Here is a 13,750-nt window from a genome sequence, read left to right as displayed (position 1 = left end):
TACAACATGGTAAACCCATTATTAAAAGCTCCGGATGGTCCGCCAAGTGATGTCGAGCGCATTAAAAGAGAAAGTAATTATTTGCGTGGTACTCTGAAGGAATCGATGCTTGAACCGCTTAGTTCCGGAATTTCAGATGATGATAACCGACTAATGAAGCATCACGGTAGTTACTTACAGGATGACCGAGATCTCCGGATTGAACGCCAAAAACAAAAGCTTGAACCTGCGTATCAGTTCATGTTACGTGTTCGCTTGCCTGGCGGTGTAGCAACACCTGATCAATGGCTTGTGATGGATGATCTTTCTCAAAAATACGGAAATGACACATTAAAAATAACGACACGTATGACATTTCAAATGCATGGTATTTTAAAATGGAATATGAAAAAAACGATTCAGGGAATTCATGCTTCCCTTATGGATACAATTGCAGCGTGCGGTGATGTGAACCGTAATGTTATGTGTAACCCGAATCCTTATCAATCTAACATTCATTTAGAAGTATATGAATGGGCGAAAAAATTGAGTAATGATTTATTACCACGTACAAGAGCCTATCATGAAATTTGGCTTGATGAAGAAAAGGTAGCCGGAACACCAGAAGTGGAAGAAGTAGAACCAATGTATGGTCCGCTTTATTTGCCACGTAAGTTTAAGATTGGAATTGCTGTGCCACCATCAAATGATATTGATGTTTTTTCACAGGATCTTGGATTGATTGCGATCGTTGAGGATGAAAAACTGATTGGTTTTAACGTAGCAATCGGCGGCGGTATGGGAATGGCGCATGGTGATAAAACGACTTATCCTCAGCTTGCTAAAGTAATTGGTTTCTGTAAACCAGAGCAAATTTATGATGTCGCGGAAAAAATCATCACGATTCAGCGCGACTATGGAAATCGTTCTTCCCGTAAAAATGCACGCTTTAAATACACAGTTGATCGCCTTGGACTTGAAACGGTTAAAACTGAACTAGAAAACCGTCTTGGCTGGAGCCTAGATGAAGCAAAACCATTTCATTTCGATCATAACGGTGATCGCTACGGCTGGGTAGAAGGTGTAAAAGGAAATTGGAATTTTACACTGTTTATTGAAGGTGGCCGGGTCACGGATTATGCTGATTACAAGCTTATGACCGGCTTGCGTGAGATTGCAAAAATTCATACCGGTGATTTCCGTTTGACGGCAAATCAAAACTTGATCATAGCTAATGTAACAAGCGAGAAAAAGGAACAAATTAGCGAGTTAATCGAACAATACGGTTTAACCGACGGAAGTCATTATAGTGCTCTTCGTCGCAGTTCGATTGCCTGTGTCGCGTTGCCAACCTGTGGTTTAGCAATGGCGGAAGCGGAACGCTATTTGCCGACATTAATTGATAAAATCGATGCGATAGTCGATGAAAATGGTTTACGTAATGAGGAAATTACGATCCGTATGACAGGCTGTCCAAATGGCTGTGCACGCCACGCACTCGGTGAAATCGGCTTTATCGGGAAAGCACCAGGCAAATACAACATGTACCTTGGTGCAGCATTTGATGGTAGCCGTTTAAGCAAAATGTATCGTGAAAACATCGGTGAAGAAGAGATATTGAAGGAACTAAATATACTTCTTCCCCGCTACGCAAAAGAAAAAGAAGAAGGCGAGCACTTTGGTGACTTTGTCATCCGTGCTGGCGTGATCAATGCAACGACAGATGGAACGAACTTTCATGATTGATTGAAGTTGTATCAGAAACAGAGAAAGAGACAGGAAACGTATTCCTGTCTCTTTTCAGAGTGTAGAGAAACCCCGTATTTCTAAATTGATGGTTTGAAATTCTTCTATTTATGTTATTTCTCAACTATATATTGTGTTTTTTGTAGTTGATAAAACAATATATAGATTTTAAACAGACACAAAAACGGCTGCGGGACTTTCCCGACAGCCTGGAAAGAGACAGGAAACGTATTAGGCCACTGAAAAAATGATTACTTTGAGAAAGTAATGTGTATTTTATCAACATATTGAAAACAGAAAGAAGCTAATCATCTATATACAGTAGGTGATTAGCTTCTTTTTCTTATTATATGGACTTTTTCAGTGCCCTCGAAACGTATTCCTGTCTCTTTTTTTAATGATAAGAAAGTATAAATTTTTTGACTTAGTTTTCGTGTCCAGCGCAAGCGTCCTAGCCCCTCGAGGTCATAAGCCACTACCCGAAGATGATGTTTTCTAATAGCTGTTATTACATCAAGTAAATACATGCCAAATTACTGTTCATGTAAACTGGAAACTGAAACACTCTGTTTATTATTAGGCTCATCAAGGGTATGGATTGTAGCTGTTCCATTCTGTTGATCCACGTGCTCAATGTAAATACTTTGCCCATTGTAACTTACATTAACCATATTTGGCGAAGAAGAAATTTCTTGTGCTCGTTGTGAGTTTATAGTGTCCACCTCCTCTATTTTTACAACAATAATAATATTGGTTCCAAATTACCAAGATATACTTATTGTTATTGGAATTCTAAAAAACTTAATCTTTAACTTAATCAAGTAATTTAAAAGGCGTGTACATTTATCGCAAATTACCGCGTAGTAAGCCCCCCACTTCACGATTTCGAAGTGATTTTGAAGTGGAGATAAAGAAACCCCACTGATGGTAGATTTGTTAATTTGTTTTGGGGGAAATTTCAAAAAGAATAGTAGTGTTAAATATAAGACAAAGTCTCCACTCATTTAGGTTCTAGTCAAGCCTTGGAGTACTTTGGCTTATTTTTTGTTTGTTTTTTGCCTATACATAACTTGATAAATCATCATAAAGTACAGCATGGAGACTTGGGGATTTGTATAAAACGTTATTATTCCAGAGTCTTTAACATGGGCTGGTATTCGATTAATGAAAATGGAAACCATCATTTTCACCTATTCATACAAGATGAGTTAGCAGAATGCCGGAAAAAATGGGAAGGGAAGAATCTATCTTTCTTAGGAAATATTATTAGGAGGTTTAACTTTGAACAATGAGACCCAAGAAGTTGATGAAAGAATAGCAAAAATCATGTTACCAGAGAACCAAGGGGGAGACCTCACAGGTAGAGATTATTTTTGGTATATATCGCTGGGGATTGTCTTTCCCATCAGCCTGCTTATATGGGGATGGTTTTAATGGGGAAAAATCTGCAGAATAATAATCCGGATACGGAGAGTATATTTCCTGTTCTTAAAAAGGATAGAAATTGGAGTTCGAATGATTTATTGCTAGTTTCAATCAGCAATTCTGTTGCGACTTGGTGTTTTCTCATGGGTGGTTTTGCGGGTTATTTTTTAAATGCAAAAATGGGGAGTGCTGCATTAATTGCAGGCTCAATGATCGGGATCTTTTTAGTTGCCCTCGCGCTTGTTCCAGTAACAACGAAATATGGACTTGAAAGTGTGATAACTTCTAAAACTTTTTTTGGAAATAGAGGTTGGATCATTGCATTAATTCTTCAATATGTTTCTGTTATAGGATGGAATTCGATTTTACTTATCTTTTTCGGAAAAGCAGCCAGCAGGATGTTACTAGAAGCTGGCTTCATAAGTACCGGTGAACAAAATGTAGCCATGTCTGTCCTTACTCTTATCGCCCTAATTTTTGTTTGGTTTTCTTTACGGAAAGGTGCATTATCTGTCCGGGCCATTTCTAAAATCATTGCAATCATCATTATGTTAATAGGTGCCTGGATGTTTTATATGATCATAAATAACTTTGGGATTAATGGCATTGCTGAAGCTAAGCCATTAGCATCCTCTGGGGACAAACTTTGGGATTATGTAACTGGGGTTGAAATCGGTTTAGTCAGTCTAATGGCATGGTGGCCTTATATTGGCGGAATCGTTCGTGTCGTTCCGAAAACAAGCCAGGCTACTATTCCAACAATGCTCGGACTTGGCTTACCTGTTGCAATAATGAGCATCATTGGACTAATCTCTATTTTAGTCATTGGAGATCCAGATCCAACAAGCTGGATGACTGAGCTTGGAGGAGTCGTGATTGGAAGTATTGCGCTGCTTTTCATCGCGTTAGCAAACTTTGGATCGGCTATTATTGGCGTCTATATCTCAAGCTTAGGGCTAAGGCATATCCCTTTCATACAAAAGCTGTCATGGAATCAAACGACTGCTTTGGCGATCTTACCGGTAGCATTGATCGTCATTTTTGTCCCTGAAGTGTTTTTTGAGAATTTCGGAACTTTCCTTGCGTTATCAGGTGTTTTATTCGCTCCACTAATCGGGATTCAGATTGTAGACTATCATTTGTTTAGGAATAGAAGATTGGATATTAAAGAGCTATACAATTCATCTTTAACCTCTTCCTATGCATTCTTAAAGGGCTGGAATCCAGCCGCTATTTTAGGGATGGTTGTTGGTTTTGTCACATATTTATATCTTCTTGATCCAATAACGTATGAATCTAATGCCCCATATCAATATGTTACTGCAACACTTCCCACGATGTTTGTAGGAGCATTTGTTTATTGGGTAGTTACGAAATGGCTCGTAATCCCAAGAGGGTGGGGTGGGTACAAATAATAAGCACAAAAAGGTGTGAATTCCTCCCCAGCGTTTTATGTCAGAAGCGTAAACCTTTTAGAATTTTCCATGGTGCTAATTTGTTTGTTTAGGTTTTATCATTTCAATAGCAATCCTTTATTTTATTAGGTTTGTGAAAAGGAGTTAAAGGTACGATTCCGGAATAAGTAGAAAGGCTGACTCCGATTTAGAACAAAACCTTGTTTTACTTCAGCAATTTCCTTCTGTACTGCTGTTGATGGACTTGAAAGTGCGTCCAAGTACTGTCAATATACTCGGTTAAAATGTTATATTCTGTACGGCCTTTGCTGTTCACACAAGTAAGTATTTATGTATTCACCGAGGCGTTCCATGCCTGATATGGAGAGCACGATCATTGCCTATGCATCGGCAAGCCAATTACTAACAAGCTTTTTAGGAACTTTTACAATGGTATTTTTGGCTGTGCCTTTACAACGATTCATGTATAAATTAATGGTAAGAGGTGACAAATAATAGAGAAGAGCTTGAATAAATATGTAAAACTTGGTTTAGTTATCTTATTGAGTATTGGTTCAATCCTATTTACACAAGAAATAAAGCTGTTGAAAAATCCTGATTCGTTACCAGTCACTTCAATGATAATCATTGGCCTACTTGTTTTGTGGTTGTTTTCGATGATTGGAATTCTAATTGCAGACCTTGCTAAGAGGTCAGGAGTGAAAGTTCTTCAGGATTTCCCTGTCTTGGGTAGCTATCACATCACTTGTTGCCTGCTTAATCTCAGATTTCTTTGTTACAGCCATTAGTGCTGTTGATTTTCTTTCAATCACTACTCCAATCCTTACGTATGCAGGGATTTCCGTTGCCGACCGTTTAGTTGATTTACGAAAAACATCTTGGAAAGTGGCAATTGTTGCTGTATTCGTCTTTATGGGAACATATGTAGGAAGTGCATTATTATCGCAATTTGGTTTATTTATAACAGGGAATTAAAAGATAGAGGATTACTATTGTAACAGTTTGATTCAAACGTAATATTAGTAATCTCTAAAAAACTAGATTAAAAAGAGCATCGACAAGTAGATGCTCTTTTTAATTTGTTTTTATTCTAAATGAGCTTATCATGGCATGATTCCAATGATTATGAGTTAAACTAGAACAAGAGCTCTATCTAAAAAAAAAAAGGAAGTTTATTATGAAACGTCTATTCATTTATTTTTCATTCTTAGCAATGATCTTAGTTTTTTTCAGTTACTATATTATTCAACAGATTTCCTCGGTGCCAGATGTTATTTCTAATCAAGATAAAGAAATAGAATCTGAAGTGGAATTTAAAAAAGAAGCACCAAAGGAGCCCGCGATTACGATTTCAACAGCTACATTGTCTGCAATTGGTGATATACTCATTCATGACCGGGTTTACAATCCTGCACATATCGGAAACAATCAGTATGATTTTATACCTTTGCTTTTACCAGTACAGTCCTATCTAGCAAACGCAGATATTACTGTGGCCAACCAAGAAACGATGATTGGTGGGGTAGAAATCGGTCTTTCGTCCTATCCTTCGTTCAATAGTCCATATGAAGTAGGCGATGCATTAAAAAAAAGTGGTGTTGATATTGTCACATTAGCTAATAATCATACATTAGATCGCGGCGAAAAGGCGATTCAAAGTGCTATTGCTCACTGGAATGAGCTTGATATGCCATATACAGGATCATATCTTTCAGCAGACGACCAAATGAACATTAGAACAATTGAAAAAAACGGAATCATCTTCTCTTTTTTAGCTTATACATATGGGACGAATGGTATTCCAGTACCAGAAGATAAACGATATTTAGTGAATTTAATCGAAGAAGAAATGATCGAACAAGAGATTTTAAAAGCGAAAGAATTATCTGACGTTGTCGTTGTTAGTTTACATTTTGGCAATGAATATCAAAGGCTACCAAGCGATGAACAAAAGGAAGTAGCATATAAAACTGCAAATGCTGGTGCTGATATTATCATTGGCCATCATCCTCATGTTCTCCAACCAATGGAATGGATAACGAAAGAAGATGGAAAACGTACATTTGTCGCTTACTCACTTGGTAATTTTCTCTCTGGTCAATTAGGGGACTATAAAGATCTCGGTGGTATCATGCAAATAAAGGTTGAAAAAACCGTGGAAAATGATGAAACAACAATCACGTTAAAGGATCCTTTATTTATCCCAACCTATGTAAGTGAAGATTATACAGTCTACCCGCTAAATGAAATAGAAGGTAAAGAGGAAGTCTATAAAGAAATTAGTCGTCATATGAACCAATGGGTACCAAACCTTAAGTTTTCATTTTAATTTTAGCAGTGTAAGGAGTTTTGTTATGAATGAAATCCTAGAAGATTTTTATTTAAAAGCAATCGCGCGGACAAAAAAATTGGCCCTCGAGGATATAGATACCTATTTAGAAAGCAAAGAGAACCTACCAGCCTATGAACAATATGTACTAGAAAGAAAACGGTATATTGATCAAATTTGGTTAAATTCCTGGTTAAATTCAGCAACTAGTCAAGCATCTAACGTAAAAAAGAAGGCATACTTGTCAGGTAAGGGGTTTGAAGTCGAAGGGCTAAGTAAAAAGTTGATTAATCAAATGTTTCGGAATGAAATAAGGGAAATCGAACCATTTGATTTAATCGACTGGCTAGACAGTATGTTTGTAAATCAGGGAGAAGAATGGGAACAAAGATATGCGCAGGCAAAAGAAGACTATCAAAATCGGATAACACTCCAACAACAACGAGAAGCAGCTAGAAAAATTGTGGGGAAAATCGATTATTACATAGACCAACTACTTGGAGAGCAATATGAAGAGCTTTACCTTTATGCTCGATATTTACTTGGTTGTCACCTTGCAATTGAAATCGAGCAAAAGGTAAACCCTCTATTTTCAGAGGAGATGATCTTTTCTTCTTATCTCTATCATGAAATGGAATCTGCCTTTAACAGAAAACACTATGAAGAAGATATAACAGAAAAGTATGAAACGCTCATTTCCAATTATTTATTTGATTTTGGACCTAATTGGCTTAAAGAGCGTCTTTCTTCACATTTATTTGCTGATTACCTTAAAGTGTACAATGAGCCATTATCTGACACATTTCTAAAGGAAGTGGCGTTTGAAAAATTTGTAGCGATTAGTCAAGAGTTCTTTGAGGATTTGTTAGAGGAATATGTAGCAGATCTCATTAAATTAATTGATATTCCTTTTGATTTAGCTACACATCAACAGATCTTTGCCAATGATCGATCTGAAAGAGAACGGAAAGTTGTTGAAACTCTCGAAGAAATCAAGCGTCAAAAAGAAGAAGAAGCACGAATGATTGCTGATATTTTCGGTAGGGAATATAATCCTCCAGCTGGACGAAACATTCACTATGTTCTTCATGTTGGTGAAACAAACACTGGTAAAACATTTCAAGCGATAAAACGAATGAAAGTGGCAAGTAGTGGCATATATTTGGCGCCGCTTCGATTATTAGCTCTCGAAGTATATGAAAAATTAAATGATGAAGGTGTACCTTGTTCATTAAAAACGGGTGAAGAAGAAAAACTGGTTACGAATGCTGCACATATCGCCTGTACTGTTGAAATGTTTCATGAGAAGGATTTTTACGAGGTGGTCGTCATTGATGAGTCGCAAATGATTGCCGATAAGGACCGAGGCTTCTCATGGTATAAAGCAATCACGAAAGCAAATGCGAAAGAAGTCCATATTATTTGTAGCTTCAACGCTAAACAAATGATTCTTGAGCTTTTAGGCGAATCACATGTTGAGGTCATTGACTATGTTCGTGATATTCCACTTGAAGTAGAATCCCAATTGTTTCGTTTAAATCATGCACGGAAAGGCGATGCACTCGTTTGTTTTTCAAGAAGGCGCGTGCTTGAAACGGCATCAGAGCTTCAACGCAGTGGGCGTCAAGTGAGTATGATTTATGGGAGTATGCCACCAGAAACAAGAAAAAAGCAGATGCAGAGATTCATAAATGGTGAAACAACGGTCATCGTCGCAACAGATGCAATTGGCATGGGATTAAACTTACCAATCAGAAGAATTGTTTTCTTAGAAAATGATAAGTTCGATGGTACACGAAGAAGATGGCTTACATCGCAAGAGATAAAACAAATTGCAGGCCGTGCCGGTCGTAGAGGTATTTATAATACTGGAAAAGTAGCGTTTACTAATAATCTGAAATCGATGGCGCGTCTTCTAAACCAAGAGGATGAGCCGCTTAAAGGGTTTGCCATTGCACCGACAACTAGTGTATTCGAACGGTTTCAAAAGTATTCCCGTAAACTTTCTCTCTTTTTTCACTTGTGGGAGCAATTTAAAAGTCCGAATGGAACAAAAAAAGCAGCTTTATCTGAAGAAAAGGTATTATATGAAATGATTGAAGATTCCATTATCGAGGCGAAACTCTCAGTAGCTGACTTATATAACTTTTTACATTTACCTTTTTCGACAAATGAACCTTCATTAAGAGCGCAATGGAAGCAAAAGCTTGAAGCAGTCGTGGAAGGGTATGACTTGCCTGAACCACAGTTAAAACACGGAGGACTTGAAGAGCTTGAACTTTCCTATAAATCGGTTGGCCTTCATCTATTGTTTTTATACAAATTAGGGAAAAGTACAGAGGCCTACTATTGGGAAAGAGTACGGGAAGAAATTAGTGACAAAATTCATGACCAATTAAAAGCGGGAGTACATATTCAAAAGAAAAAGTGTAAAAACTGTGGAAAAGTCCTTCCATCATTGTTTAAATTTCAAGTGTGCAACGAATGTCATTTTGAACGACTTGATCGGAAAAGGTATTAAGGAACACGTATCGAAAGCAAAAATACATAACTACAGCAACAAGCAATCATTTCCTTTTTTCGATCCATTTGGTTATGCTAAGTTGGCTTGTTATTTGTATCAAGTAATTCTGTAGTTGTTATTTCAAAATATCTATGGTATTTTTAGTCATTAAACATAAAAATCGATTAGACTTACATGTCGAAAATACCGAACATAGTAATTTAGAGAATATGGTAATTAGTCGAGAGATTTCTATTATTAAATAGATTATAAAAAAATGAGGTTAATACATGAGTAAAAAAACGTTTGACGATTTTCATTTAAGTGATGAAATAACTAGAGCGCTTGGCGTGTTAAAATACGAAACTCCAACAGAGGTTCAAAGTGAGGTCATACCAAGATCATTGGAAAAGAATGATCTTGTCGTAAAATCTCAAACAGGCAGTGGCAAGACGGCAGCCTTTGGTATCCCTGTTTGCGAAATGATTGAATGGGCAGAGAAAAAACCGCAAGCATTAATTCTTACACCTACTCGCGAGCTTGCTGCTCAAGTTCGTGAAGATTTAACGAATATTGGACGGTTTAAGCGAATTAAGGCGATGGCGGTTTATGGAAAAGAACCGTTTGCGAAACAAAAAGAAGAATTGAAACAAAAAACGCATGTCGTTGTCGGTACACCGGGCCGTGTTATGGACCATATCGAAAGAGAAACGCTCGTTTTAGATCAAATAAAGTATCTCATTATCGATGAAGCGGATGAAATGCTTAATATGGGCTTCATTGACGAGGTTGAAGCGATTATCAAAGAATTACCTTCAAGCAGAGTAACGATGGTATTTTCAGCAACATTGCCAAAAGATGTTGAAAAGCTCTGTCATAAATATATGATAGATCCGATTAATATTGAAATTGCAGCGACTGAAATAACAACAAGTTCAATCGAACATCATTTAATCGAAGTGAAGGAAGAAGAAAAGATTTCACTACTTAAAGATGTAACTGTTGTGGAAAACCCAGAGAGCTGTATCATTTTTTGTAGAACAAAAGAACATGTGGATACAGTGTTTAACCAATTGGAACAAGCCAATTATTCTTGTGAAAAACTCCATGGAGGATTAGAACAAGAAGATCGGTTTGCCGTGATGGACGGTTTCAAAATTGGGAATTTCCGTTATCTTGTCGCAACAGATGTTGCTGCGCGCGGAATTGATATCGATAATGTGACGCTTGTCATTAACTATGACGTTCCAATGGAAAAAGAAAGCTATGTACACAGAACAGGAAGAACCGGACGTGCTGGAAATAAAGGAAAAGCGATTACGTTTGCGACACCTTATGAAGGTAAATTCATTAAAAGTATTGAAAAGTACATTGGTTTTGAGATCCCTACGATGGAGGCTCCTACACATCGGGAAGTTGCTGAAGGAAAAGACGCCTTCGAAGAAAAAGCTAGCGGGCGCCGCGTTGTTAAAAATAATAAAACAGCTCGAATAAATCAAGATATCATGAAACTTCATTTTAACGGTGGCAAAAAGAAAAAGATCCGCGCAATCGATTTTGTTGGAACAATTGCGAAAATTCCTGGAGTAACAGCTGATGATATTGGCATTATCACAATCCAAGATCAATTATCCTATGTTGATATTCTTAATGGAAAAGGCTCCTTAGTCCTACAAGCGATGGATAATACAACCATCAAAGGGAAGAAGCTGAAAGTTAGTAAGGCGATCAAGTAATGACATGCTCAACAAGGACGACTATGACAACCATAATCGTCCTTGTGAATCCCTTAATTGGGTAAACAATGAATGCAATAAACGGTGGAAAGATGCAAATTCTGAAAAGAGGGAACGATCGCATGAAATATATCAAATCACAAATGAAACAGCTAATCAAAGAAAATAATGAATTGCAAAAGCGCTTAAAAGCGTTGATGGTTGAACACGAACTTGAGAAAAACTTTGCCTTAAAAGCTTTGTACCATTCAGAAGTTGCTGCAGGTGGAAAGTATCAATTAGCATACCAAGCACTTGACTTACCTAAAGGGTAGGTCATTTTTTTATATTATGAAACCATTCAACAATTTGTAGAATATGTTCAAAAAAATCTATAAGAAAGGGGGCCTTTTTTTACTTTTTATATATAGATATACGATTATGCGTTTATTTATATGAAGAATCATTTTCATTATTTTTATCTCTGTCATTCGTACATTACACTTTTTCCTCTAATATAACAGGAGCTAAGAACCATTTGAAATGGATTCAATTAGTAGCAGATGTAAAATGACAATAAAGTTATTCAATTTTAAACGTTCAAACAAGCATAACCCCGTTCTAAATTTAGGACGGGGTTAAAAATATAGTTGTTTAATTTTTGATGTAAGATGCTTCACTACACTAAAAAATATAACAATAAAGTCGTTTAAAAATCTAAGTTTTATTCAACAATAGCGCCCGATTGTTGAAGATCGTTGAAAGCCTTATTGAACAAAAGAACCAATTACTTTAAGTGCAATTCTTCACAATCTAACTCTCAGTACAGGAATTTCTTTAAAAACTTGATAACACTGGCTTAATAATCCATGCTACAATAAAATACAGATTTACAGTTAGATTGGACTAGAGGTGAATCAAAATGTATTGGACTCCATTATTTGAAAATGATGTACCAGTAGCACTCTTCTGCTCTTAATGGAGTGAAGGTGACTACATCTCTCCGTTAGGGGCATTTTCGACCTAATAAATAAAAGACGGAGGGTATCAAAAATGAAAAACACCTTATTAGGTTCTATATATTTAATTTTAGCTTCCAGTATTTGGGGTGCTATGTACGTTGTTGTTAAAATTGTAGTAGAAGTCATACCACCACTAGAACTTGTGTGGATACGATATTTAGTAGCTATTTTAGCACTTCTAGTTATCGGTTTCATAACACGACAAAAATGGCGAATCGAGAAGCGTTATTTTTTAATAATCATAGCCATTGGGATCATTGGTAACACCATTTCAATTGTTGCTCAGGAAGTTGGTACAATGCTATCCTCAGCACAAATGGGAGCCATGATAACTTCTTCAACACCAGCATTTATGGTTATTTTCGCTCGCTTAATCCTTAAAGAACGGTTGACGTTAAAAAAGGGACTCTCCGTTTGTTTAGCGACAATTGGGGTTTTCCTTATTGTTGGAGTTGGGAATTTGGATTTATCTAGTAAACTTGGTGGTATTTCACTACTTATTGCTGCTTTAACATGGGCACTCATGTCTGTACTTGTAAAACGTTTGCCGAGTGATTATTCACAAATTGTAGTAACAACCTATTCTAGCTTGGTAGCAGTAATCATGTTGACCCCTTTTGTTTTGCCCAGGTTACACGCAATTAATATCTCTGAAATGACTCACCCGACTATTTGGGGAGGACTCTTGTATTTGGGTATTGTCTCGACAGCAGGTGGATTTCTACTTTGGAATCGTGGATTACAAATGCTTAACGCTTCAAGTGGGGGGATATTTTTCTTCTTTCAACCCGTGGTTGGAACAGTACTTGGATGGCTTATTCTAGGAGAGAGCATAGGTGTAATGTTTTGGATCGGCTCTGTCCTAATTCTCATAGGTGTTTTATTCGTTATCATCGAGAAAAAATAGTATTTAAAAACCCCCTTCAATCGTATCTGAAGGGGTTTTACTTTCTGTAACAGGATTATTTATGAACAAATAAATTCTCCTTTCTTCAATTAAACTCCCCGTTAGCTTAAGTACATTTCTTCACAATCATCTTTTATAAAGAAACCCTGTTTAACCATACGCACCCTCAGGTTAAATTAAAAATACTGACCATTCCTATCTAACGTATAAATTATCAAATAGTACGATAATAACATTGATATGATTTACCAAAAAGGAAAATTGTTGAGTACATAAATTCGCTTCTCCAAAAAAAATCGAAAAAACCCTTTACCTCAACTTAGGTTTAGGTTGTATCTTATCAATAATGGAATAAGGTGGGAATAGAAAGAATGCCCCATGTGCAATGAGTGTAGCGAGGAATCCGTAGAACGAAAACGGTTTAGGAGCAATTAATACTGAATTAAAAGAAACGATTACAGATTTAGATTTAAAACCTGGAATTGATGAAATTTATAAAGGTGCGATCGGATCTGAGAGTATTACTCGTACAATTGCTTTTGCAATTGAACAACTATCTAAATAAATTAGATTTATTTTCTAAAATTCCTAATAAGAACGTGAAAAACCTATGCCTCAAAGCATAGGTTTTTTTATAATCGGCAAAAACTAGTTCGATTTTTCTACTTTAATGTTTCTCATTAAAATATTGCTGCAGAACCTTTTATAA

At 36.6% G+C, this 13,750-nt stretch carries 9 protein-coding genes and 2 pseudogenes; 10 read left to right on the top strand and 1 reads right to left on the bottom strand.

From position 1 onward, the window contains the following. Positions 1-6: 6 nt before the first annotated feature. A complete protein-coding gene (gene cysI / locus K9V48_RS08860; RefSeq protein WP_224138449.1) occupies positions 7-1,725 on the top strand; it encodes an assimilatory sulfite reductase (NADPH) hemoprotein subunit in 1,719 nt (572 codons plus the stop codon). A gap of 533 nt (positions 1,726-2,258) precedes the next feature. On the opposite strand, the gene K9V48_RS08855 is transcribed toward cysI, so the two are convergent. Beyond that, positions 2,259-2,438, bottom strand: a complete 180-nt coding sequence (locus tag K9V48_RS08855) for a small acid-soluble spore protein H (RefSeq protein WP_224138513.1) — start codon at positions 2,436-2,438, stop codon at positions 2,259-2,261. A 568-nt stretch (positions 2,439-3,006) separates the two neighbouring features. Between K9V48_RS08855 and K9V48_RS08850 the strand changes: the two genes are divergently transcribed. From K9V48_RS08850 to K9V48_RS08810, 9 genes and pseudogenes are all read left to right on the top strand, one after another. Further along, positions 3,007-3,159 (top strand): hypothetical protein, encoded by a 153-nt coding sequence (locus K9V48_RS08850; protein ID WP_224138447.1) that lies wholly within the window; start codon positions 3,007-3,009, stop codon positions 3,157-3,159. Continuing rightward, a complete protein-coding gene (locus tag K9V48_RS08845) occupies positions 3,159-4,565 on the top strand; it encodes a cytosine permease (protein WP_224138445.1) in 1,407 nt (468 codons plus the stop codon). The genes K9V48_RS08850 and K9V48_RS08845 overlap by 1 nt, the downstream gene beginning before the upstream one ends. 351 nt (positions 4,566-4,916) lie before the next feature. Beyond that, positions 4,917-5,060: pseudogene (locus K9V48_RS08840) on the top strand (DUF3100 domain-containing protein); the annotation flags it as partial. Continuing rightward, positions 5,060-5,540, top strand: a pseudogene (locus K9V48_RS08835) (hypothetical protein). The pseudogenes K9V48_RS08840 and K9V48_RS08835, both read left to right, overlap by 1 nt. A gap of 202 nt (positions 5,541-5,742) precedes the next feature. Continuing rightward, positions 5,743-6,894 (top strand): CapA family protein, encoded by a 1,152-nt coding sequence (locus tag K9V48_RS08830; RefSeq protein WP_224138443.1) that lies wholly within the window; start codon positions 5,743-5,745, stop codon positions 6,892-6,894. 25 nt (positions 6,895-6,919) lie between these two features. Then, the gene (locus tag K9V48_RS08825; RefSeq protein WP_224138442.1) at positions 6,920-9,415 is read left to right on the top strand and encodes a DEAD/DEAH box helicase; all 2,496 of its coding nucleotides are present in this window, start codon (positions 6,920-6,922) and stop codon (positions 9,413-9,415) included. A 272-nt stretch (positions 9,416-9,687) separates the two neighbouring features. Then, positions 9,688-11,133 (top strand): DEAD/DEAH box helicase, encoded by a 1,446-nt coding sequence (locus tag K9V48_RS08820; RefSeq protein WP_224138441.1) that lies wholly within the window; start codon positions 9,688-9,690, stop codon positions 11,131-11,133. Positions 11,134-11,255: 122 nt separating this feature from the next. Continuing rightward, a complete protein-coding gene (locus tag K9V48_RS08815) occupies positions 11,256-11,447 on the top strand; it encodes a hypothetical protein (RefSeq protein ID WP_224138439.1) in 192 nt (63 codons plus the stop codon). Between the two features lie 718 nt (positions 11,448-12,165). Next, positions 12,166-13,041, top strand: a complete 876-nt coding sequence (locus tag K9V48_RS08810) for a DMT family transporter (protein ID WP_224138437.1) — start codon at positions 12,166-12,168, stop codon at positions 13,039-13,041. Positions 13,042-13,750: the final 709 nt, after the last annotated feature.

The organism is Metabacillus rhizolycopersici (assembly GCF_020075705.1).
Note: the sequence above shows the minus strand (reverse complement) of the source record. Positions and strands in the feature narration are given on the sequence as shown.